17 protein-coding genes are annotated in these 23,573 nt (G+C 38.1%); 10 read left to right on the top strand and 7 right to left on the bottom strand.

Going from position 1 to position 23,573, the window contains the following annotated elements; translation table 11 throughout:
- Positions 1–14 precede the first annotated feature (14 nt).
- The 3 genes from A7967_RS01570 (at position 15) to dps (ending at position 3,465) form a co-directional block, all read left to right on the top strand.
- Positions 15–1,403, top strand: a complete 1,389-nt coding sequence (locus tag A7967_RS01570) for a sigma-54-dependent transcriptional regulator (protein ID WP_064435302.1) — start codon at positions 15–17, stop codon at positions 1,401–1,403.
- Positions 1,390–2,745, top strand: coding sequence for a sensor histidine kinase (locus A7967_RS01565; protein ID WP_064435301.1), 1,356 nt, complete (start codon positions 1,390–1,392; stop codon positions 2,743–2,745). The genes A7967_RS01570 and A7967_RS01565 overlap by 14 nt, the downstream gene beginning before the upstream one ends.
- A gap of 204 nt (positions 2,746–2,949) precedes the next feature.
- On the top strand, positions 2,950–3,465 hold the full coding sequence (gene dps, locus A7967_RS01560; protein WP_064435300.1) for a DNA starvation/stationary phase protection protein Dps: 516 nt from the start codon (positions 2,950–2,952) through the stop codon (positions 3,463–3,465).
- A 49-nt stretch (positions 3,466–3,514) separates the two neighbouring features.
- Here the strand turns inward: dps and A7967_RS01555 are convergent, their stop codons facing one another.
- Positions 3,515–4,954, bottom strand: coding sequence for a DKNYY domain-containing protein (locus tag A7967_RS01555; protein ID WP_064435299.1), 1,440 nt, complete (start codon positions 4,952–4,954; stop codon positions 3,515–3,517).
- 205 nt (positions 4,955–5,159) lie between these two features.
- On the opposite strand from A7967_RS01555, the gene A7967_RS01550 reads away from it, so the two are divergent.
- A complete protein-coding gene (locus tag A7967_RS01550; protein ID WP_064435386.1) occupies positions 5,160–6,890 on the top strand; it encodes a SulP family inorganic anion transporter in 1,731 nt (576 codons plus the stop codon).
- A gap of 281 nt (positions 6,891–7,171) precedes the next feature.
- Positions 7,172–7,405, top strand: a complete 234-nt coding sequence (locus A7967_RS01545; RefSeq protein WP_064435298.1) for a hypothetical protein — start codon at positions 7,172–7,174, stop codon at positions 7,403–7,405.
- A 93-nt stretch (positions 7,406–7,498) separates the two neighbouring features.
- Here the strand turns inward: A7967_RS01545 and A7967_RS01540 are convergent, their stop codons facing one another.
- Together A7967_RS01540 and A7967_RS01535 are read right to left on the bottom strand one after the other, a co-directional pair.
- Positions 7,499–9,556 carry a prolyl oligopeptidase family serine peptidase gene (locus tag A7967_RS01540; RefSeq protein ID WP_054203487.1) on the bottom strand — a complete coding sequence of 686 codons (2,058 nt, stop codon included), beginning with the start codon at positions 9,554–9,556 and terminating at the stop codon, positions 7,499–7,501.
- A 300-nt stretch (positions 9,557–9,856) separates the two neighbouring features.
- Positions 9,857–10,192 carry a zinc ribbon domain-containing protein YjdM gene (locus tag A7967_RS01535; RefSeq protein ID WP_054203488.1) on the bottom strand — a complete coding sequence of 112 codons (336 nt, stop codon included), beginning with the start codon at positions 10,190–10,192 and terminating at the stop codon, positions 9,857–9,859.
- 303 nt (positions 10,193–10,495) lie between these two features.
- Here A7967_RS01535 and A7967_RS01530 point away from each other — a divergent pair, with 303 nt between their 5' ends.
- Both A7967_RS01530 and A7967_RS01525 read left to right on the top strand, forming a co-directional pair.
- Positions 10,496–12,052, top strand: a complete 1,557-nt coding sequence (locus tag A7967_RS01530) for a HAMP domain-containing sensor histidine kinase (RefSeq protein WP_054203457.1) — start codon at positions 10,496–10,498, stop codon at positions 12,050–12,052.
- A complete protein-coding gene (locus A7967_RS01525) occupies positions 12,052–12,729 on the top strand; it encodes a response regulator transcription factor (RefSeq protein WP_054203458.1) in 678 nt (225 codons plus the stop codon). Before A7967_RS01530 ends, A7967_RS01525 begins: the two co-directional genes overlap by 1 nt.
- A gap of 30 nt (positions 12,730–12,759) precedes the next feature.
- Here the strand turns inward: A7967_RS01525 and A7967_RS01520 are convergent, their stop codons facing one another.
- Both A7967_RS01520 and A7967_RS01515 read right to left on the bottom strand, forming a co-directional pair.
- Positions 12,760–13,623, bottom strand: a complete 864-nt coding sequence (locus tag A7967_RS01520; protein ID WP_064435385.1) for a delta-class carbonic anhydrase — start codon at positions 13,621–13,623, stop codon at positions 12,760–12,762.
- A 189-nt stretch (positions 13,624–13,812) separates the two neighbouring features.
- Positions 13,813–14,061 (bottom strand): hypothetical protein, encoded by a 249-nt coding sequence (locus tag A7967_RS01515; RefSeq protein ID WP_064435297.1) that lies wholly within the window; start codon positions 14,059–14,061, stop codon positions 13,813–13,815.
- Positions 14,062–14,361: 300 nt separating this feature from the next.
- Between A7967_RS01515 and A7967_RS01510 the strand changes: the two genes are divergently transcribed.
- On the top strand, positions 14,362–15,870 hold the full coding sequence (locus tag A7967_RS01510) for an NYN domain-containing protein (RefSeq protein ID WP_054203460.1): 1,509 nt from the start codon (positions 14,362–14,364) through the stop codon (positions 15,868–15,870).
- Between the two features lie 145 nt (positions 15,871–16,015).
- On the opposite strand, the gene A7967_RS01505 is transcribed toward A7967_RS01510, so the two are convergent.
- Positions 16,016–17,329, bottom strand: coding sequence for a hypothetical protein (locus A7967_RS01505; RefSeq protein WP_054203461.1), 1,314 nt, complete (start codon positions 17,327–17,329; stop codon positions 16,016–16,018).
- A 680-nt stretch (positions 17,330–18,009) separates the two neighbouring features.
- Here A7967_RS01505 and A7967_RS01500 point away from each other — a divergent pair.
- Together A7967_RS01500 and A7967_RS01495 are read left to right on the top strand one after the other, a co-directional pair.
- Entirely contained in the window at positions 18,010–19,158 is a 1,149-nt protein-coding gene (locus A7967_RS01500) for a PA0049 C-terminal domain-containing protein (RefSeq protein ID WP_054203462.1), read from the top strand.
- 154 nt (positions 19,159–19,312) lie between these two features.
- Positions 19,313–19,786, top strand: coding sequence for a YqhA family protein (locus tag A7967_RS01495; protein ID WP_054203463.1), 474 nt, complete (start codon positions 19,313–19,315; stop codon positions 19,784–19,786).
- A gap of 349 nt (positions 19,787–20,135) precedes the next feature.
- On the opposite strand, the gene A7967_RS01490 is transcribed toward A7967_RS01495, so the two are convergent.
- Positions 20,136–23,414 (bottom strand): ImpA family metalloprotease, encoded by a 3,279-nt coding sequence (locus A7967_RS01490; RefSeq protein ID WP_064435296.1) that lies wholly within the window; start codon positions 23,412–23,414, stop codon positions 20,136–20,138.
- Positions 23,415–23,573: the final 159 nt, after the last annotated feature.

Genomic DNA, 23,573 nt, shown 5'->3' with positions numbered 1-23,573 from the left:
AAAATGGTAAACTAATGACACCAAATACCCCATCGATACTCGTCGCTGATGACGATGCTAACGTACTCATCGCTTTAAAAATGCTACTTAAATCAGAAGGTTTTGAAGTAACCACCGTTGAAAAGCCGTTTGATGTATTACAGCTATTAAAACGAAAAGACTTTGCCTGTGTATTAATGGATTTAAATTATCACCGCGATACCACATCCGGACACGAAGGATTTGAGCTACTTACTGCAATTAGAGAGCTTGACGAACAAGTCCCAGTCATCGTTATGACCGGGTTTAGTAGCATTGATATTGCCGTTGCATCAATGCAATTAGGGGCTGTCGATTTCATACAGAAACCGTGGAAAAATAACGACCTAATTACCAAGGTTAACGCACAAATCAAACTCAGTACTTTAACCCGCCAAGGACAACGTTTAACCCAAGAAAACGCCTTACTTAAACAAGAATCACAACTACCAAAAAGCCAAATAATAAGCCAATCTTCTGCAATGCAGTCGATCATCAACCAGCTTGAACGCTTAGCTCTCAGTGATATGAATATTATTTTTACTGGCGAAAATGGTACAGGTAAAAGTATGCTCGCTAATTATTTACATCAATGTTCTGCCCGTGCCCAACAAGCATTTTTGTCCGTCAATATGGGGGCTATTAGCGAAAACTTATTTGAAAGTGAAATGTTTGGTCATATAAAAGGCGCCTTTACTGACTCCAAAGAAACCCGTATTGGCCGTTTTGAAATGGCTGATAACGGCACTATTTTCTTAGATGAAATAGCCAACATTCCATTATCGCAGCAAGCAAAATTATTAAGGGTGCTTGAAGAGCGACAATTTGAAAAAGTGGGGAGCTCTAAAACCCAAAAAATTAATGTTCGCCTAGTCTCAGCAACCAACGCTGATTTACCTAGTTTGATTGAACAAGGACAATTTAGGCAAGATTTGCTATACCGACTCAATACTGCCGAAATACGCATTCCTGCACTGCGTGATCGCACTGCTGATATACTTCCTTTAGCCCATTATTTTCAAACACAGTTTTGTGAAAAATACCGCTTATCGTGCAAACCGTTTTCAAAAGGTGCCATTAAAGCATTGCATAGCTATCATTGGCCCGGCAATATCAGAGAATTAAGCCATATTATTGAACGCGCATTATTTTTAGCCCAGCACGATGAGATACAAGTCAGTGATTTAGGCCTAGCAACACAAGATAAGCCCGAAGCATTCGCGTTTGATGAAGCAACATTAGACGATATCGAATCACATGTAATTAAAAAGCGCCTTGCTTTGTTTGATAATAAAGCCCACGAAACAGCGCTATCTTTAGGTTTAAGTCGCAGCGCATACTACCGACGTTTAGATAAATATAAGTTACTATATGACGAAAATTAAACGCAAAATAGTAAAGAGCTACGAAGGCGATATTATACGTTTAGTGTTACTAGCAACTGCTTTACCAAGTGCTTTGTTATTTTATTTTGTCATATCAGCAGGTATATCAATTTACTTAAAAATACTGATTATACTTTTTGTAGTTATTGTTACCGGCTATAGCGGCTTCAGTATCTGGCAAAAAATAACTTACCAATTACGCACATCTATAAACATTATCGAATCCGTTATTTTTGGCGATGGCACGACGCGCCCTGTTAGTCGATACAAACAAGGTGCGCTTGCTGAGTTTAACCACACCCTTACAGGTTTATCGTCGGCGATTAGTACACACAAACAAGAGCTGAAAGAACAACAGCTACTATTAACAAAAATCATCAATCAAATCGATGTTGCCATTATTACCACTGATCATAATAACGCGATTGTTTTAATGAACCCCAGCGCTGAAAAGCTTTTTGCCTGTCGTTTTGAAGCCGTTATCGGTGGGCCAATTAATCAGTTAGGTTTGCAAGATGCGTTAAACGTGGGTGGTCAAAAGGTGGTTGAATTTCAATTAAAGCAGCACCGTAAAAAAGTGTATCTGCACGTTGATAAGTATTTAGTTAATACCCAAACACATAATTTGATATTTATCACGGATATTCAGCAACTGCTGCGCGAAGAAGAGCGAATTGCATGGCAACGCTTAGTGAGAGTATTAAGCCATGAAATTAATAATTCATTAGCGCCGATAGCCTCAATAAGCGAGTCTTTAGCAAAGCTCACGAGGGCCGATTTAACCCAAGCAGACAATAAAGCAGATTTACATCAAGGCTTATGCGTTATTTCAGAGCGCGCGCATTCGCTCAATACATTTATTAAAAGCTATCAGCAATTATCTACCCTTCCACCACCAGTAAAGTCTCTTATGTCTGTCGCTGATTTTATCCACAGCACCACGGCTCTTTACCCGCAAATAAACTGGCAGTTACCTAAAAGCCCAGACATCTCCTTTTTTGTTGACTGCCAACAATTACAACAAGCGTTGGTAAACTTGATCACTAATGCAATTGAAGCTTCAAACACAAACCAATCAGCCAGCAATAAAGAACCGATTAGCTTAACGTTGCAATGGAAAATTAGTGAGGGAAAGCTATTAATACAACTACTGGATTCAGGCGTTGGAATAGCGAATATTGATAACTTATTTGTGCCATTTTACACCACTAAAACCCAAGGTAGTGGTATAGGGTTAGTACTCAGTCGGCAAATAGCCATGAACCATGATGGCGATCTACACATAGAAAATCGTGATACTCAGCGCGGCGTACAAGCCACGATTGTTCTACCTGCACGTTAATATAATTATCTTGTGAAGTTTGCAGATTTTACAAATGCCTGCAAACTTTTCATAAAAAAATTATATAAAAACAATCACAGTGACAAGTAAAAAACCCAACTAATTGTATTTAAAGAGATTTAATTTAAACTCACCCTCGGCATGATCATTGCTTCATATCCTATAGATTATTTAAAGCATCAATTTATTTAAGCAGGAGAAATTATGAGTAATAGTAAAGTTGCTGAATTTACAGCTCCCGGTATGACTAGCGAATCTGCAACACGCACCATTGATCTACTCGATAACCGCATGGTGGCCCTGATTGATTTACAACTGACTTTAAAGCATATTCATTGGAATGTAGTAGGTCCTAACTTTATTGGCGTACATGAAATGCTTGATCCGCAAGTGGAGGTAGTTCGAGAAATGACCGACACCATCGCTGAGCGAATTGCCACGCTAGGTGGTGTGCCAATCGGTACTCCTAAATCCATTGTCGATCGCCGCTCATGGGAAGATTATTCAATTGGCAAAGGCTTGGTAAAAGATCACCTAGTAGCACTTGATAAAGTATATAACGGCATTAATGGTGATCACCGCAAAACTCTTGAAAAATTATCTGAATTAGATCCTGTGTCTGAAGACATGATCATCGCACAACTTGCTGACCTTGAGCAGTTTCAATGGTTTGTTCGTGCGCACTTAGAGTCGTCAACTGGGGAACTAAAAACCAAATAACCCCCATAATACCCAGACAACCCTGCCCGTAGTGCAGGGTTTTTTGTCGCTATTTTTTACCTACGCGCTCAGCTTCTTTATAAAAATAATAATCGTCTTCGCAGTCATATTTATCATAGTCTCGATGACTTATAGTAAACGTTTTAGGGTCAGCTCCAAGTACTTTTTTCTCGTGCCAATACACGGCATCAGCATCTTTTAGCAGCTTATCTCGATTAACAACTTCCATGCTATCAAGATCTACCCCATGTATTTTATGGTGACCAAAATACACTGTTTTTCCGTCACAGCCATACATAGCAAACCGCTCTAATAGCGCGAACTCCTGTACATCAACAGATTCCAATTGCGTGCCTTGATAGTAAACTGCATCAGTCGTTTTTAAAAAATCATTGTTGCTTAGCTCTACTCGCTCGTCGCTATAAGGACCAATAAGCTGTTGTTTAAAATATAGGTGATTTTTATCGCTGGAGTAATTTCCGGATGGAGATAATAATGCAAAATGTTCAGGCACTACTTTTTCTAGTGGTTTAGCTAAGTAAAAAACCTGCTGTGAGTCACACCCAAATGCAAAGTTACTTAATAGCTCAAACTCATTAGCTTTGGCATTGGGTAATTCCTCAGCCCCTAAATACACTTTACTATCAATAATAAAGTAATCGTCGTCGAGCACTTTTAGTGTATTAATATCTTTGTATGGCACGCATTCAAGCCATGTTGTTGTATTAAAAGAACCATCAATATCCTGCTCATATTTGCCTTGATGCCAATATAAGTGGTTATCGTCGTATATGTAGCGCTCATCAAATGCTTTTACTCCAACGCCACTGACAGCCGTTCTATTAAACGTATCATCGCATTTAATAAACACGCTATGTTGATCTTTCACTATAGACTCAGTTAAATGTGAAAACGTGTCGTAACCGATATTCTGGCGTACAAAGTTATAATAATGGTGGTTGCAGTCTTTTGCCCAAAAATCATTCATTAATACAAATGTGGCAGGATCTGCACCATCTAGAATGATGAACTGTTGTTCTGGTCTTAATTGACTCGCCATGGCAAAAGACACGCTGCGCTTATGAATAAAAACATGGTATTTATCGCGAATAACATCGTGCTCTATAATTTCAAAGCTATCGTAATCCACTTGACCTGAAATAACATGGCAACCGTAATAAAGCAGATACTTATCTTTTGCAAAGTTACGCGCGATGACTTCAAATGAATCAATATCAGCGCCTTCAACTAAGCTATTACCGAGTGAAAACCAGTTTCCCATTGGAGAAAAACGGATCTGCTTTTTATTGACCGAGTAATAATATGAATCCGAGCGTTCACTATCAACAGGCCCTGAAAAAACCATTGAAGGGCTTACTAAAAAATTAAACAACGTACTCTTATTTTTAAGCGTAGGAAATAGTGAGTTCAAAAGTTGTAGCACGGCAAAAAAAGCAAACAATACAAAAATACAGGTCCAAAAATCCATTTTAATATCTCTATCCATAGGGGAGTAAGCATCTTAACTCAAATTATATTTAAGCTAAACTTTCGTTAGCCAATCAATCATTTTCTGCTTACATAAAAATAGGTTATTTTATATAACCTAAGTTATTGCTATTAAGTAAAAAAACAGACTCTGCGCTATACTGATTAGATTAAATTTACTACCAAAGTGTAAAAAGGAAGCTATGCTGCTCTCTCGTTTATATAATTTTATGCCCGGCTTAAATACGTTACTTCACTATGAACGAAAATGGTTTGCTGATGATGTAAGAGCTGCACTCTCTGTCGCAGCGGTGGCATTACCAGTTGCGATTGCCTATGCACAACTCACCGGTGTTAACGCTGCGGTAGGTTTATACTCTTGTATTTTACCGATGATCCTTTACGCATTATTTGGCACTTCAAGACAGCTCATCGTCGGACCTGACGCAGCAACTTGCGCTGTTATTGCAGCAGTCGTTACACCACTGGCAGCTGGTGATAGTTTCAAGCATTGGCAACTTGTTGTCACCATGACTGCAATGACCGGCTTTTGGTGCTTTATTGCAAGCCGCTTTAAGTTGGGAGTATTAGCTGACTTTTTATCTAAGCCGATTCTTATGGGTTTATTAAATGGTGTCGCGATTACTATTATTGTTGGTCAATTTTCAAAAATACTTGGCTTCACTTTTGATGAAAAGTATTTATTGGAGCGTTTAGCCGCAATACCAACATACTTATCCCATACTCATATTCCAACTCTTTTAATGACCTTCTTTACAATTGCTGTTTATTTTACAATGAAACGCCTAAAGCCCACCTGGCCTGCATCTATGTTCGCCATAGCATTTGGCGCAATACTCGTATGGCTGTTTAATTTAAAACAGTTTGATATAAACACTATTGGTACTGTTACAGGTGGATTACCGGTATTTCACCTCCCGGTATATGATTTTGGGATTATTCGTGAGCTGGTGGTGCCTGCACTTAATTTAGCTATTGTTAGCTTTGTAAGTATGATGCTTACTGCGCGCAGTTTTGCCGCAAAAAATGGTTACGACATAGATGCTGATAAAGAATTTAGAGCACTGGGTATTGCTAATATTGGCTCAGCTTTATCACAAGGCTTTGCTGTAAGTGGCGCAGACTCACGCACTGCTGTTAACGACGACTCTGGCGGTAAAACACAGTTAGTGTCAATCATTGCAGCTGGCATAATCGCTATCATTGCACTGTTTTTAACAGCCCCCCTTGAGTTTATTCCCAGCGCAGCTTTAGGTGTGGTGCTTATTATTGCCTCTATTCATTTATTAGATTTAAAAGCTGTATGGCAATTAAAACGCAAAGACAAACACGCATTTTACCTTGCCTTAGCAACCTTGTTCGCCGTGCTCTTTATTGGTGTAATACCGGGGATCACACTTGCTGTACTATTAGGTTTATTTCAATTTATTCGAACTGTAATGCGCCCAACAGACAATGTGCTCGGCGTTGATGTAAAAGGCGTAGTAAGAAGTTTAGACACCACAGATAAAGCAAAAGCCGTACAAGGTGTATTTATTTATCGGTTTAATTCTCCTCTAACCTACTTTAATGCAGGCTATTTTAAACGCAGGCTTCTTGAGCAATACGCACGACAAAAAGACGACACACAGACACAATGCGTGATTATTGATGCTGTGCCCTGTTTTACGCACTTAGATTTAAGTGTCATGGCAATGCTAGCCGATTTAGATATGATTTTTAAAAAACGCGATATTCGTTTAGAGCTTGCAGGCAGAAAGCGCCAGCTACTTACGTGGTTTGAAATCGCAGGCATGACAACTGGCAAAGAAGGGATCTACATCCACTCAGACCTATATGTTGCCCTGCGAAAAAACAGCGTCAGTCAGCCTATTAAACAAGTCGACTTATTTGAAGAAAATCAAATAGCGCCTTAGTAATAATAAAAACACACTGCTTAATGGATGAAAAATACTCATCCCATTAAACTCAACAATAAAATTATTTGAGTGGTGGGTATAGCGCTATATCAACATTAAATAATAGTTTTTGCCAACGGTGGTCTTTTATCTTTATTGAGTAAAACAAACCAATCAAGTCAACACCTTAAATTGTATGATTTTCATTCGACGATATGAAAACTATTCAATATTAAAGCCAAACTCACAGTGCTAAGTTTTTATTACCCAACAGGGTAAACAATCAATAGGAAATAATAATGAAGAGATTTATAACATTGAACCTCGCTTTTGCAGTGACACTAGTTACTACAACTAGCTTTGATAGTGAAGCCGCGAATAAATATACAACGTGTAAATATCAAAAAGTTGCCGGTGCCCCTCACGAGCCAAATACAAGAACCAAATATTTTTCAGGTCATGTTCAATGCCCTGCAAACTTAACAACAGGCGAGGGTTATCATAGGTTAGTATCACAAGTGCATAACAACTAAACTTAATTCTTGAATTCAAAAAAAGATAATATATTGATTATAAAATAAAAGGTCAGATATTAGCCTGACCTTTTATTTATTTGGAAGTATGCTCTACTTTAATCTTTCCATAAGATAAACATAGCTTAAACTACTCACCATCGCGCTTTGCTCATTATTAGCAGCGCCAGCATGACCACCTTCCATATTTTCAAAGTAAAGAACTTCAAGACCCATGCCTTGCATTTTTGCTACCATTTTACGTGCATGTGCAGGGTGTACACGGTCATCACGTGTAGAAGTAGTAAAAAACACTTTTGGATAGTCTGTTTCCTTTTTCAAATTATGGTAAGGCGAATACGTTTTAATATAATTCCATTCACTTGCAACATCAGGGTTTCCGTACTCCCCCATCCAACTAGCACCAGCTAATAACTTATTGAAACGTTTCATATCAAGTAATGGGACTTGGCAAATAACCGCATTATATAAATCAGGTCGACGTGTAAATGCAGCCCCAACTAATAAACCACCGTTGCTACCACCTTGAATTCCTAAGTGTTTTGGTGACGTTATTTTTCGAGCAATCAAATCCTCTGCAATAGCTTCAAAATCTTCAAAAGCTTTATGACGATTCTCTTTTTGTGCACTTTGGTGCCAGCTTGGTCCATACTCTCCGCCACCGCGAATATTCGACAATACATATACACCATCATTAGCCAACCAGTTCTTTCCTAAACTTGCTGAATAATAAGGCTGCATTGATACCTCAAAACCGCCATAGCCGTATAACAAGGTAGGATTTTTACCATCGAGCTTTAGATTTTTGCTATGAACAATAAAGTAAGGAACTTTAGTACCATCTTTTGACGTTGCAAAATGTTGTTTCGATTCATACTTACTTGCATCAAAGTGAGACTTTGCACTTTTTATTACTTTCGGACTGAGGCTTTTACCATCAACTAAATACAAACTTGAAGGTGTTAAAAAGTCAGTGTAGTTTACGAAGAAATCATCTTTATCTGGATCTGTATTGAAGACCGAGATACTTCCCGTCGTAGGAAAATCGACTTGCTCTATTTTCCATTCATCATTTTTAGCTGGGGTATAATGATAGAGTTTGTTTTTTACATCTTCCATTACAGTGACTAAAATAGCTGACTTTGTAAAACGAAGGCTTTCAATTGAAACGCGCTCAGTAGGTTTAATAAAACTGATAAACTCAGCTTTGTCGGCAATTAAAGAGTTGACGTCAGTATAAATAACCTCCGCTTGCACAAATTTTTTCCATGGCGATTTTAGCTGTACAAACACTTTATCGTTATTTAATCCGACTACAGACGCATCATTAGGAAGATTAAGCTTAACGAGTTTATCTTTTGCTAAAACATACATGTCACGCGTATAAAAACTTGTACCATCATAAATCAAATGATGCGTTTTATCGCCGTCATAAGCCGTATACCCCCCTGCTGATACAGAACTTTTACTCGCAGTAAATACTGTTTTTGCGGACTCTAATTTGGTGCCTCGCTTCCACAACTTTACTACCCCTGGATAACCAGAGTCAGTCATTGAACCTTCGCCAAAATTAGTACCAACAAATACTGTATTTTCGTCATACCAAGAAATAGATGATTTTGCTTCTGGTAAACTAAAACCATCTTTAACAAATGACTTAGTGCTAATATCAAACTCTCTTACAACGGTTGCATCCGCACCGCCACGAGATAATGATAATAAACAGCGCTGATAGCGAGGGTAATGGCAATTCATACCTTTATATACCCAGTTTTCATTTTCTTGCTCAGCTAATTCATCTAGATTTAAAACCGTTTCCCACTTTGGTGAATCTTTTTGATATTCAGCAAATGTAGTACGGCGATAAACACCACGAACATGTGTTTCATCACGCCAAAAATTATAATAATAACCCGCACGTTCTGCGGCATATGGTATCCGCTCTTTGTCATTTAAAATCGCTAACGTATTATCAAATGTTGCTTGATAGCTTTTCTGGGATTTAAGGTGCGTTAAAGATTCATCGTTTTGTTTTTTAACCCAGTCAAGAGCTTGTTTACTTTCAACCTCTTCAAGCCATAGAAAGGGGTCTTCTGTGGCAAAAGTATTAGTTATTATTAACGAAGAAGCGATCAGTGCAGTACGCAATATATTTTTTCTTTTCACGTCATTTCCTTCTGATTAAAAAAACCACTTTATAGCAACCAGTACCTGCAATCAACACAATTGCGAATGCCAAATATCATACTTTGGCCTATACACCCAAGTCACCTCAAAATGCGAACATCGGTGGCATTAGGAACATAAAACAACTATTTCGAAATCGCTTAGCTGTAAAAATTACACAGCAAGGGATAATATAATTACTTTAATAATCACATATCATAGGCTCTGCCTTGTCTAAAAACCTAACATGCTGCTGCAAACTCAACCTCGAAAGATAAACAGGCCCTACGCTTTTTTCACAAACTTAGCCGTTATCATCATTTCGCCTACCCCATCGACCTTACAATCGAGCTGATGGTCTTTCGTATCTTTAATCCAACGGATCACCGCTTTGGTGCCAATTTTAATAACGAGCGAGCTGGCTTTAATTTTTAGATCTTTAACCACAGTTACTTTATCGCCCTCGGCTAATAAAGTGCCATTGGCATCTTTAACGTTAACTGCATCTTCTAAGGCATCACTGACAGGATCCCATTCATGTGAACACTCAGGGCAAATCAATAAAGTGTGATCTTGGTATACATATTCAGATTGGCATTTTGGGCAAAGGGGTAAAGACATAAGTAAGCACGCGTAAATAAATTTTCGATTATAATAATCACTCACACTGAATTTGTCTATTTGTAGACATTACGTGCAAAACTCTTGGAAAACACTTTTGCTTACTCACCACTTACTTTGCTCTTTACCTGGGAAAAATGGCATATTCACCTTTTGAGTAGGCTGTTAGCGTTGAAAATAGCCATTGTAGAGAGGTTTATTATCCAGATTTTTGGTTAATTACAATACAACCCTAAGTAGCTTTTATTGCGTCGTAAAAGCCTTACATGTACCCTTACCTGACTTTTAGAATAAGTAACTATTATGTATAAGCGTAAACTTTTTTATTTTGGCCTAACAACCGCCTTCTTTTTATTTTTGGCCCTGCTTAGCACCGCAATATCGTCGCATTTAACACGTGAAAATTTATTACAAAGTAATATAGCGCACTCATTACTTGTAGAGCATGAAAAGCTATCAAGTATTTCATACCGACTTTTTAAACAACTGACCGATGAAATAATTTTTGGCCAAAATGCCAACCAAGCTTACGTACGTAAAAAACAAAATTTAATTCAGCAGTCACTCAATCAAATTAAAAAGCTCGAAATTGAACAACGAAAAGCACTTGGTATATCTTTTACCAAAGGAAGCATCGAAGATACAGATGAGCTTGTACGGATGATTGATGAAATCACCATTGAATTTAGAGCGGTTGTGAGCAGCGGAAATAAAGCACCGTTAAATCAACAGGCACAACTAAAACGCTTATTAGAAGTAACCATTGATGATCAGTTTAGAGAGGCTATCAATTCAGCCGTGGCTCGCCAAACCCGTGTTGTTACAGCAATTAATGCCAAAATGGATATGCTCAACACCACTATATTATGGTTTGCTATTGGCCTAGGCGCTCTTTCTATTCCACTAATATTATATGGCTGCTATTGGCTTTTTAACCAGCTTTATCAACCTCTTATACTAATTGCTAACGCAACAAATTCTATTGCGCTGGGCCATTACCAAAAACCTATATCTGTAAAACTAGATGATGAGTTTGAAGAACTTGCCACCTCGATAAATCAACTCGCTCTGCGCCTTCAAGATCATGAAAACAATGCAATACAATCTAGAAAACAATTAGAACAAGAAGTAAAACAACGTACCAGTGAACTCACTGAAGCCAACCTTTTATTAACTAAAATTGACTCAAGGCGTCGTCAATTTATTGCCGATGTTTCACATGAATTACGCACACCATTAACGATAATCAGAGGTGAAGCACAAGTAACACTGAGAATGCAGTCTGTATCGGTTGATGACTTTAACCAAACACTAACCTCAATACTCGGACAAGCCGTGGGTCTAAGCCGTTTAGTTGACGACCTACTATTGTTAACGCGCGCAGAGATGAACCAAATAGGCTTAGAGGTTTTACCAACCCAAATAATGCCATTAATAAGAACTGAAGTTGCTAAATGGCAAAAACTGAACCTAAGTCGCAGCATTGCATGCGTAACTCACTCAGATCTAGACGATTTAGTCGTAACAATAGACACCCAAAGAATACAGCAAGTGCTAGCAATTTTATTCGACAACGCCATTAAATACTCAAAATCAGATCAACCCATCGACATCAGTCTACATAAAACAGAGTCACTTATTACGATTACCATAAAAGATCATGGAGAAGGGATCTCTGCTGCTGAAGTTGATAATATTTTTGAACGTTTTGTGCGCTTTAGTAAACACAGTGAAGGCTTAGGTTTAGGGCTACCAATCGCAAAAGCCATTATTGAAGCTCACGATGGCAGCATTAGCGTTATATCTACCCAAGGACAGGGATCTGTATTTTCAATCTCTTTACCTTTAGGACATGTATGATGAATATATTACTCGCAGACGATGAATTACCTCTATTAAATTTTTTATCGCGAGGTTTACGGGCTGAAGGCTATGAATGTACAAACCTAAATGAACTACACGAAGTGCTCCCGTTTATTAAAAAGCACTCCCCTCAACTAGTGATCCTCGATAGGCTATTTGGTTCACAAGATAGTTTATCAATACTCGAAGCTATAAAAGCCTTACCAACCCCCCCCATGATTTTGATGTTAACTGCACTGGATGAAGTATCTGAACGCGTTAAAGGACTCGAAATGGGCGCTGATGACTACCTATGTAAACCTTTTGATTTTGATGAGCTATTAGCCCGTGTACTCGCATTAAAACGACGCATGAATACACCGCAGCAGCATAATCAAACAACACAAAACATCGGTTCACTCGCTTTACTGATCCAACAACGCATAGCGTTACTCAATGATGAAGAGTTACCGCTGACAAAAATTGAGTTTGAGTTATTGCTTTATTTTGTTGAAAACCAAGACAAAGTACTATCTCGAGAGCGAATATTGAGCCGTGTATGGCAAACCTATAATGAGCCAAATACTAATATTGTTGATGTTTATGTTAGTAAATTAAGAAAAAAAATAGAAAGCGAACCTGATTTAACTATCCAAACATTGCGCGGAAATGGTTATAGAATGAGTCTAAAATAGCGCGAGCGGGTCACTCGCGCTTTAATTATATTAAAGTGAAATAGGCGATAACAACTTAGGGTTTTGCACTAAGTTTCGCACAGCGTGGGCATGATCTTCTTTAAATACATTATCATTACACCACTTACCAACACTGTTAATATCAACCATTGCAACATTAGGTCGGACGCTCCAGCTCACCTGTAACGGTGACGCTTTTTCATTATATGATGGGCCAGTAGTCGATCCTAGGTATTCAACAGGCACCCCCATATTAGTTGGTATATTAGGCGCTTGATAATAGCCATTTACTTTTTCAATATCAGCAAGTTGTGAAAAGTTAAGCGCATTTTTATCATTCGCTAAAACAATCACCTGCCCTTCAACTCTCAAGCCCGGATTCATCGTACTTTCAGCTAAACACGCGCCTAATGTTGGCCCTGGTGTAACTTGTGCAGATGAATAAACAAAGTGCACTTCTAGCGTATCACCTACGTTTAATGAATCCCCCTTTGCAGAACAAATATTACTATTAACGGGTTTTAACTGGGCTGCTGATAATTTACCATCATAGATATAACCGGTGTGATGACCTTTCCCATCACCGTTGCCTGCAAAAGAGGTGAACTCGCCACCTTTATGCTCTGCATTTTTATGAAAATGAATATTACATAAATTAAGATCGCTACGGCTAGGCGCAGTACCAAAGCTACGTAAATTAGTTCCGTAACCTTGATCTATATCACGTGGTGATTGTGGCCCAAAGCCTTTGCCATTCGTGTTTTTTTCAAGTGCTACGCGCTGCTCTGCAATCACACTATCACTCACTGTTTTTGCACCAGCCATAGCACTCGTTAAAGTAAATGCCGACAAGCTAATAATACATGCACATTTTGCAATCATTGTTTTTTTCATTTTTTTCACTTTCATTTATGCCTTTTGTTAAAGTTCATAAACTCATGTTATTGAAAGTATCTAAAAAAAACTTATAGGGAACATTAAAATTAGATTAAAACTAAGAAGGTAATCGCAGCGATTAATAATTGAAAATGAAATGGTAACCTGACTTGATATTCAAGCTACCTGAAAAAACAGTTCGGCCCATTAATGTGATTTTTTAGGCCCTCGGCGAACCAAATCTTTCCCATTTTCAAATACATCCTGTGTTACCCAGCGACCTAATAACAACTTATGCTGATCATCAAGCACAGCGACAAACGGGCGACCATTTGTATTATTAGTGGCCAATGCCACACCTGTTACATTTTTTAAACCCAAGCCGCCGTTATCAATTAAAAATAAAAAGGCTTCAAGTTCCTCAAGTGTATCTATCACATCATTATCGTTAATCATGTTCATTGCTCATTACTAATTAATGGACATAGAATAACAGTTATGGGAAAGAGGATAAATAATAACAAGCTTTAACGCCTGCAAAGAAGAACATTAATTAATCAAAAAAGACTTCCGAATAATCAATTTTTAAATTAATTATACAAATTTACCCATATACTATATCGACTAGCAGAACTGTCATAATTTTCAATTAAAGGTCCAAAATTTCACCTGAAAATTATTAATACAAAATAACTTGATCAGCGTAATCAACTAGAGGATGTTTGAAGGGTAATAGCAAAATAAATAGGGTAAAACATGTCTAAACTAAATAGTGCGCTGTTCATTGATTTCGATAATATATTCATTTGCGCTAGCTATGAAGAGATCGGACATTTGTTTATTGATAAAATATCCTCATGGCTCAAAGAGCTCAGTCAAACCCGACATTTTAATGTTAAACAAGTCTACATGAACCCTATCTCATTCTCTCAATATCGACAGCCATTTTTAGAGCATGGATTTAAAGTAATCGACTGCCCACCCGTCACTACACTTGGTAAAACAGCAACGGATCAAGAAATTGCGGTCGATGCAACTATGTGCTTGATAACGCAACCCCATATAGAGGAATACTTTATCATGAGTGCCGATGCCGATTTCACACCGGTTTTACGTAATGCCCGTGCACTTGGTAAACAAACCGGGATCAGCTTTGCAGGAAAAGCTAGTAAGTGCTACCTATCAGTCGCAGACTCCGTTTATAAACTCAATGAGCTTATTGGCTATACACAAAATGATCTACATTTAGAGCTAACACACACTCCACCGCTTCCCAAATCAGTAAAGCATAAATTAGAAAGTAAGTTAGTGTCCTACTTAGCAACAATTAAAAAACCGATTTACATAGGTAATATTACAACTAATGGTGCACTAGAGGATATCGAAATTCCAAAACATCGCTGGGGGTTTAAAAATTTTACGCAGTTGCTCAAACACCTTAATTTGCACCCTTATAAATCTGATTCCTCCTATCTATATGACCCTGCTTATCATGCTATAAAAGGTAACTATCCAGATGCGCAAATTATTGCGCTAACACCATCTAATAAATCAAATAATACAACCAAACTAGTCTTGTGTGACACTGATAAATCCAATATGGCTGATTGGTTAAACACTCAGATTACACTAACGAATAAGCCTATTCATGTATCTAATTGCATACATAACACCCCATTATCTGAGTTTATTGCAGCAAGAAAACAATATGGCTTTAAGACAATATCTTTGCTTATTGCTAGCTTGAAACTAGATGAATTACGCTATCATAGCGGTTATATTTTTCATCCAAAAAAACATCTCATCACGGGTGCTCACCCCAACTGTGTGATTATTAATTTGCCTCATGATGAGACATCAAATTCACAAGCTTTAAATGAGCAACCTGTGACTTCGTTAAACGATAAATTACAAAAAGTACTTGATAGATTAGAAATTCCTTTATTTAATAATAACGTGTTTACGCGCATTTTTTCTGTTTTGTCTAAAGGTATTGCGTTAAGCCTTTATTGCCCAAAAGCACTGTCAAATTTTGTCACTGAGGAAGTCGTTAAGTCAGGTAATACTGTAAAAACGAAACACATTGAAAATATCATTACCCACTTGCAGAATTCGGGTCATTATTTTTCTGATAATGACTGTACTAAAACACTCACAAATGCGTTTTTAAAATATTTACGCGAACAATGCCGAGCTTTAAATATTCCACTCACCATCAAAGAGCAAGTACAAGTAAAAAGCTTTTTTATAGCGGATAAGCTGTAATTAGAGAGGTAAATACAGGCGTATAAAAAGACGAACTTATTTTCAAAAAAACGATATGGCTGTTCTATCTTTCATTTCAGTTGCAAAAATAACAAAGGTCACGAGAACGGCCTTTGTTATTTTTATATTTATATTTATATTTATATTAGTCTAGCTGTGCACTCATAAATAAATACACATAATTACTAAACTCAGGCTTAGTTATATGCCCACCTTCAGCTATCGTATCTAATAATTTGGCATAGCTTTGAGCATCAGTCGCATTGCCACCGTAACCATATAGCAATAAAGTTAACTCTTCCAACACCACTTGGTCTACAGGTTCAGGAAAAACACTGCCAAAAGACAAGTTAGGGATTTGCCCTGAAACACCGCCACTGATATCCCAATCAAATCGAGTTTCAGCTGCATCACTCACCAAAAAGCTATAGCCCCAGCGCGCTCTAGCAAACCTCTCATCGACATTACTAAAATCAAAGTTTAACTGCGAATCGTTTGCAAACTGCATTAAATCGAAGCCCAACCCCGATGATATCTCTGGTAAATCTGTAGGTATATAACTGCCATCAGCATTGACACTGCTTCGAGCGTAGCTGTTGAAGCTCACTTCTACATTATTCGCATTACTTTTTTGTGAGTTAACTTGAACATAAAAGTTATGCTCAGTAACTGTTGGGAATACGAATAAAGAATCATCACCACTAAAAGATACGAACTGTACAAACTGATATTTACTCGCCTCTTCGATATAACCTCTTGTGCTAGAATAGCCATTTTCTTGAGTTTGCTGTACGGCCACTTCTACGCCTTCATGGCTAAAATCAGCTTCTGTCAATTTGATAACTTTGGAATCTTGAGGTATTGCTATTACGGCTGCTTTAGCTTCAACAGCAGATTCAGTAATTGCCGTTAAATAGAGTTTTTCTTCACCTGGGCAAATATATACTGTATCTGTAAGCTCATTCCCTGCTTTGTATACTTTATAGTAAGCTGCAATATCACCTAGGTTTATTGTATCCACCCTATATTCCTCACAACCACAATTTTGATTGTAGTTTTCGAAATAAAACTTACCTAGATTGTTTCTATTTTCAATATCAAGCTCTGTTAATATCTGTGTGTATTCTTCTTGCTGATAATCCGTCACATCACCTAATACTGAAAGATGCTTAGTGCCAGTGGGTAATTCACCAGAAAATAGGCCTTGTTCATCCGTTTTTGCTGAACCTATTGAGTTACCATCTTGATTATGAAAAACGATGTCAGCTTGGTAAGGCGTATCAATCTCGCATTGATAAGAAAGCGCTTGTAGTGAAATAGTCTGTGCTTGATTAGAATTCCCACCATTAGAACCAGGTGTTGTAGGGGTCGTATTATCACTATTAGATGATGACCCACCACATGCTGTTAATGCTACTGAAAGTGCAGCTACAAGCGGCGTAAGTATATATTTATTCATTATTAATCCATTCAGTTTTTATGCTATTTTTATTATCTCAGCTAAGAGCGTGCTATAACAGGTTGAAAGTTAAAGAATTGCAATAAATTGTAAACAAAAGCGAAAATAAAGTTACTCAGAAACTTACCCATTACTGACCTTAACCTATACGCAGCATAATACGCCTTCACTTAATTATTAGATCAGTCAAAAAGCAATCTGTGCATATTATTTTCATCGCAGCTCGTTTGATTAACCCCACCAACCCCACCATTAAGCACCAATAGCTTTTTAGTTTTAGCTACTTAAAACTTTACCTTTTACACACCAACCTATTCCTTCTTGATTTATACCCAAGCCACCTCAAGATGCAGAATTCAGCGTTTCACAGGTGTTTAATATCAAGGCGTTACTTTGCAACAATGGCAGTCCCTTTTAAGAAGTAACAACGATGAGAGTGAGCACCGGTGAAACGCCCAACGGGTTGGCTTAAAAGCGATTTATACAGCGTTATTGATTTTAACAATAGAACCACTATTATGTGCAATCAATGCCTTGCCTAAATCGTTTTTAATTCCAACGACGCTCGCATCTTGAGGTGGTTTGGGTATATTAACCGGCACTCAGCGATTTTATTTGCACCAGCAACGCATTAATAAGATAGTAAGTCTAATAAATAGCGCTAACCGCATAGGACCTCCATGATCAAACAACTATTAGCCACTAGCTTAATGCTATCTTCTTTTTCTACCTTGAGCGCTAACTTAACAGTTGAAGAGTTACGCCTTGAAAAAGCCGCAACAGCAATGCCACAGGTTTTAGCTGCATTTTCTGATGATTTAACGCAATTTGAACACAGCTGGAAAAGCCTAAAAAACTTCAAGCAAGCAACAGACTTAATACATGATTACTCAAGCCAACTTTGGCAAGACGCTAAAACCCGTATTGTAACCAGTAAAAGTTACGATGATCGCGAACTATACTGGGCTCGCTTACTTTCGAGCAAAGTAATTCGTACCACAAAAACCGAATTCCCCTTAACTCCAGCACAGCAGAGTACTCTGTTAACTATGTTAGAAAACGGCAGTCGTGGCCGCACCGATCTTGCCTACTCTAAAAGCACCGCAAAAAAGATTTTACTGACTGGTTTTGACCCATTCTTACTTGATCGAAACATCAACCAAAGTAATCCATCTGGCGTAGCCGCATTATTATTAGACGGACAAGTGATCACTTATAAAGGCATTAGCGCAGAAATAAATACCGTGATGGTGCCTGTGCGCTACGAAGATTTTGATCAAGGCATTATTGAAGCACTACTTGCACCTTACTACGCACTAAATAATGTCGATATGATAGTAACTGTAAGTATGGGGGGTAAAGACTTTGACCTTGAGCGCTTTCCGGGCAAACGCCGCAGCGTCACCGCTCCAGACAACGCCAATATTGTTTATGGTGGCACAGCAACAGCCCCTAAAATACCAAGCTTAAACGAGCGCCCGCTACCGGGTAACGAATTTGTAGAATTCAGCCTACCCGTTACACAAATACAACAAGCTAAAGGGCCATTTACCATAAATGATAACCACAAAGTCATTACACTTGAAAAAGCATTTGAACCCAACAGTTTGAATAAACTAAAAAATGCCATTGCAGTAAAAGGCGGTGGTGGTGGCTACCTATCGAATGAAATTTCGTATCGCAGTATTCGCCTGCGTAACGAGTTAAATTCAAGCATTCCCACAGGGCATATCCATACTCCACGCATTGCACAATTTGAACCAGAAACAGAAGCAAAGATAGTTAAACAAATTCAAGCAATGTTAGAAAAAAGCTTAAAAGCATTATAACGAGAATCATAAACCACTATTAGCTTTACCAAGCTGGTAGTGGTTCAATCAAATTCCCCACGCCCCCCAAAACGAATAAATAAAAATACCTATTAAGTAAACTTTGTTAAACTAAAATTCGTATAGGCATTAGCAAAGTTATAAGTTGGATAACATGGAAAAGATTTTTCAAAATAGTCGATTTTTAGTCATCATAGCCGTAATCACCGCAGCATTATCAGCACTGCTGGTTTACGTGTCATGCATTAATATTGTGTTTAATATAGTAAAAATAACTATATTCAATTTGCCTGACTCGGCTAAAGGTGGAAAAGAACTTATAGTAGAGTTACTTAAAATTCTCGATTTACTCTTAATCGGGATCACATTACAAGTTATCGCCATCAGTTTGTATCGTCTATTTATAGCGCCCCCTAAGTCAAATGAGATTCAATTTTTAGCCGCATTCCACATTAAGGACTTTCATGACTTAAAAATAACACTCGTGCAAGTCACTTCTGTCGTACTGGTTATCGTATTTTTAGAGCATGCTGTTGAATTTGGCGGCGCCTTAGAGACTCTTTATTTAGGTATTGCTACCGCCGTTGTAATCGCCGCTTCTACATTTGCATGGCGCTCAATGAAGTAGCTCATATACCCAAACCACCTAAAGGTGCGAGCGTCGTTGGAATTTAAAGCGATTTAGGCAAGGCATTGATTGCTAGTAATAATGGTTCTATTGTTAAAATCGATCCCTTATAAAAGTAACCTAGTATAAATCGCTTTAAAATCAACCCGCGGGGCGTTTAACTGGGACTTACTCTCATCATTGTTACTTCTTAAAAGGGATTGCCATTGTTGCAAAGTAACGCTGATATTAAGCCACTGTGAAACGCTGAATTCTGCATTTTGAGGTGGCTTGGGTATGTAATATCAAATTAACGACATAAAACAGGTCGAAACAACACTTTCGGCCTGCTCTTTTTATAGACAGGTTATTAATTGTTTGGCCATATTTGCGCACCATCCACTTCAACTTGAGTGTGATTTAACGAACTGCAATAACCTTTTTCACTCGCAGCAAAATACACATCGCCTAATACGGGATAATTTTTACTATTAACTTGCTGCTGCGCTTTAGCCGAAGTTGCCATTCCCCACAGAGTAAAATAATTGCTTAAATTAAGCGACGTCACCTCTGACAATGCAATCAGTAACCAATCATTATTAGTTATCAACTTTGCCTCTGCGAGTGTGTAGTAATTAAAGCCCAATGCATTTTTTTGCGCTTGCCAATTACTCTCATTGTTATCGGCTTGGCTAAAAGCACGTTCTATAATGTGTAGTCGTGGATATAAATGCCAACCATTTTCAAGTTTGTTATATGCTTGTGCCGCCATCATAATTTGTAGGTAAATGGCATGACTTTGTGACCATTCGGACATAGCCAACCCTTGCATGTAAGCAAATGGATCAGGCTGCTTTTTACTATGTTGTAAATGGTTAAATAAACTTTCAAACGGTAAACTTTGGCAGTTTGCTGAATTACCTGTCTCATCTTCAAAAAGCGATTTAGTGTAATAAGAATAAAAGTTTGTATTTGAATGACCGCCAAACCCATCTATACGAAAACGCCCTTTTTCTAACCCATGGCCAAGCTCATGAATATCACCATGACCAACAGGGTTAAAATTCCAACCTGCATCATATGGATTACCAGAACACCCCCAACCGCATGTAGGTTGATCTGCATTCATGTGCTTTACAATATCAATTGTTTGCACTTCAAGATTACGGCTAGTGGCAAAGTCATGGTTCTCATTAACCACAGAAATACCAGGACCTTTAAAGCCCGCTAACACATGAGGGTAATTATGCGTATAACGCACAACCGCATTAGCAAAGTCAGAAGCGACTGGCCAGTAACCTTCATTAATCGATTGTCGCATTTTCTCAAGTTTTGAATGTATTTCAAAGCCATCCGTTGCCACTTCAGCCCAATCGAAATCGCCTTTTTCTAGTTGCTCTGCAAAAAGCACATCATCAACTGGGCTTCGCCAATATGGATGCTGCCCTACACTTTCAAACTTAAAACTGACCGATATATTATTTTTATCAAACTCAACTTGGATAGGCCCACCATAAGGTGACGTAAAATATACCGTTTCATTGCTAGCAACTGGAACATGAATCGATTGTAATTTAGACGGTCGGTTATAACCATTTTCGCTCATAAAATGAGTGGCACCATCGCGTAGTGAATTAACAAATATTTTGGTAGATACAGCTTGATTATCAGTGCGAGTAATAGAAAACGTTTGCCCAGGTAAAGCATATACCCCAGCAGAGCGAAATTTGGGTTTGCTTACCATAGTCACGGTTACCACTTTAGGCGTTACATGGCTAAAATCGCTGCGGCTAAAATTTCCCATGTCGGTTTGCTTTGGGTTCACTTTTCGTAGATTCACAACCGAATGATCAGCAAATAATGATTTAAAAAAAGCATTCGTATCACTACTTAGTTTATCCATCGGAAATGTGACTGTTTGGCGATAGTGATCGCCTAATAACGCTAGTAACTTATGAAAACGATGCCCCTCACTTTCAAATATCATACGCTTATTAAGATCAAACTCTCTTAAGTCATTTTTGATAATTTCTGCGGCATCAGCAAACTGTTGTTGGTACTGGCTTTGATCTGGGCAACTGCGTCTATCACAGCTCGAAAGGTCGACAGTGAAGCTATCGTTTTTAAATCGTAACAGTAGATCTTTAACTACTTGAGCCGCTGCGGGTAAAGTATTGTTAAGTACGTTTGAATCCCAATCTTTCAGCTCTAGTCGATGCCAGTAATTATCTGCAATAACATTTATATTCATAAGCTCAAACAAGGCTTGTCCTAACGGTGTTTGACTACCATCTCGTTGAATATAAAGTACCGCTATATCTCGCGCTAGAGCTTGTTTTACCGCTGCTGCTATTATCTCAGTGTTATGTTCTGTACGCAGGTGCTGCGAAATAATTAATACATCAATGTCGTCAGTTAAGCAGCCTGTTAGCGCAGTATTATCACATGCGCCAGCTTCGTTATAACTCACGTTGTCGGCAAAGTGGGTATCGAACCATAAACGTGTTTGACTTTGATCTTTAAAGTAATAACTCTCATCAAGTTGCGCCATAACTAATTTAAGCGGCTCAGCCAAATTAATGTTGCGCCCTGCTAACCATGTAGAGCTATTACCCAAAAACGTCTGCATTTGTTGGTTAATTTCAGTGCGAAATGGGTTACTACCAAAAACTAAATAACGTCCGCTGTTATCTTTATTATTGCCTGCAATAGCCAAAGGCTGCTCTTTGCTTTCATACCCTTGTTGCCAACTATTGTTTGTATAGAGCACAGTTTGATTAAACGGATACTTTGCTTTTAATAAGGTTGCATCCCATGTTGGGTTCCAACTTAGTGCCGTTAATGGGCTCTGTGAATCATATTGAAACAATGCTTGTTTGATGGTTTGAAAGCGCAAACTATGTGCATCAACTTCAGCTAACGCTGCGTCTAATAATAGCTCACTGTTTGGTACATCTAACGCATTACCAGAAACCAAAGCCGTTTCAACATAACTAGGTGAAATGGTGATAATTAATTGTTTAACTGTTGTCACGCGAGCATCTGATAAAGACACATTTAACGTTAACTCAGCAACATCAGCGTCTGTTGCTATCCCTGTTAGCTCAAAAGAACGGCTATTAAAAGACAGCCAATTAGGCAGTTCAGCAATAGATACACTAACTGGATCTGAGTTTACATCACTTACTTGCAGAGTTAATGAAAATGCTTCACCCGCTCTGGCGGCAGCCTTTGTCGTTATTAAAATTGGTGGTGTATTTGCTCGTTCTTGTACTTTAAAAACTTGCTGTTTTGTTTGCTGGTTTTCACTATCACTAAACTGAAACGTAATAATGTGCTCACCCACATCTTTATAAGCAGGTATTCCTGAGAATGTTTGCGTCGTAGCATCAAATACTAACCAGTCTGGCTGCAAACTAGGTGTAACAGTAACTAGGTCGTTTTCAGGATCTTTAAAAGTTAATGAATAACGATACATCAGCCCTTCATGCGCATCCAAAGGCGCTGACAATAAAATTGGCGTTTGATTTATTACTTCTGTGATTGGCGGATCAATAATAGGAGACTTATGCTCATCACTCCCCCCACATCCGCTCAAAAAGGAAAGTAAAAAAGCAGTTATAAGCGATGACTTGAGGTTGGGGCACATTTTTATCATTATCAACTAAAGTTACAGACGATCATTACTGGTATTATAATCTCATATGCAAAACTAATAACTAGCAATAAACACTTATATTCACCCCAATCAAACCAGATCTTTTTGCCACTGATAAATTCAATAAAGCTAAATAACACCAATAATAAA

This window comes from Pseudoalteromonas neustonica, assembly GCF_001653135.1.
Lineage (GTDB): Bacteria > Pseudomonadota > Gammaproteobacteria > Enterobacterales > Alteromonadaceae > Pseudoalteromonas > Pseudoalteromonas neustonica.
The sequence above is the reverse complement of the archived record's forward strand: the minus strand, read 5'-3'. Positions and strand labels throughout refer to the sequence as shown.

Coding starts and splice junctions, on each gene's coding strand:
- A7967_RS01535 (WP_054203488.1), bottom strand. CDS start 10,192: ATGTCTTTACCCCTTTGCCCAAAATGCCAATCTGAATATGTATACCAA.
- A7967_RS01570 (WP_064435302.1), top strand. CDS start 15: ATGACACCAAATACCCCATCGATACTCGTCGCTGATGACGATGCTAAC.
- dps (WP_064435300.1), top strand. CDS start 2,950: ATGAGTAATAGTAAAGTTGCTGAATTTACAGCTCCCGGTATGACTAGC.
- A7967_RS01500 (WP_054203462.1), top strand. CDS start 18,010: ATGATCAAACAACTATTAGCCACTAGCTTAATGCTATCTTCTTTTTCT.
- A7967_RS01565 (WP_064435301.1), top strand. CDS start 1,390: ATGACGAAAATTAAACGCAAAATAGTAAAGAGCTACGAAGGCGATATT.
- A7967_RS01505 (WP_054203461.1), bottom strand. CDS start 17,329: ATGAATAAATATATACTTACGCCGCTTGTAGCTGCACTTTCAGTAGCA.
- A7967_RS01530 (WP_054203457.1), top strand. CDS start 10,496: ATGTATAAGCGTAAACTTTTTTATTTTGGCCTAACAACCGCCTTCTTT.
- A7967_RS01495 (WP_054203463.1), top strand. CDS start 19,313: ATGGAAAAGATTTTTCAAAATAGTCGATTTTTAGTCATCATAGCCGTA.
- A7967_RS01555 (WP_064435299.1), bottom strand. CDS start 4,954: ATGGATTTTTGGACCTGTATTTTTGTATTGTTTGCTTTTTTTGCCGTG.
- A7967_RS01515 (WP_064435297.1), bottom strand. CDS start 14,061: ATGATTAACGATAATGATGTGATAGATACACTTGAGGAACTTGAAGCC.
- A7967_RS01510 (WP_054203460.1), top strand. CDS start 14,362: ATGTCTAAACTAAATAGTGCGCTGTTCATTGATTTCGATAATATATTC.
- A7967_RS01545 (WP_064435298.1), top strand. CDS start 7,172: ATGAAGAGATTTATAACATTGAACCTCGCTTTTGCAGTGACACTAGTT.
- A7967_RS01490 (WP_064435296.1), bottom strand. CDS start 23,414: ATGTGCCCCAACCTCAAGTCATCGCTTATAACTGCTTTTTTACTTTCC.
- A7967_RS01520 (WP_064435385.1), bottom strand. CDS start 13,623: ATGAAAAAAACAATGATTGCAAAATGTGCATGTATTATTAGCTTGTCG.
- A7967_RS01525 (WP_054203458.1), top strand. CDS start 12,052: ATGAATATATTACTCGCAGACGATGAATTACCTCTATTAAATTTTTTA.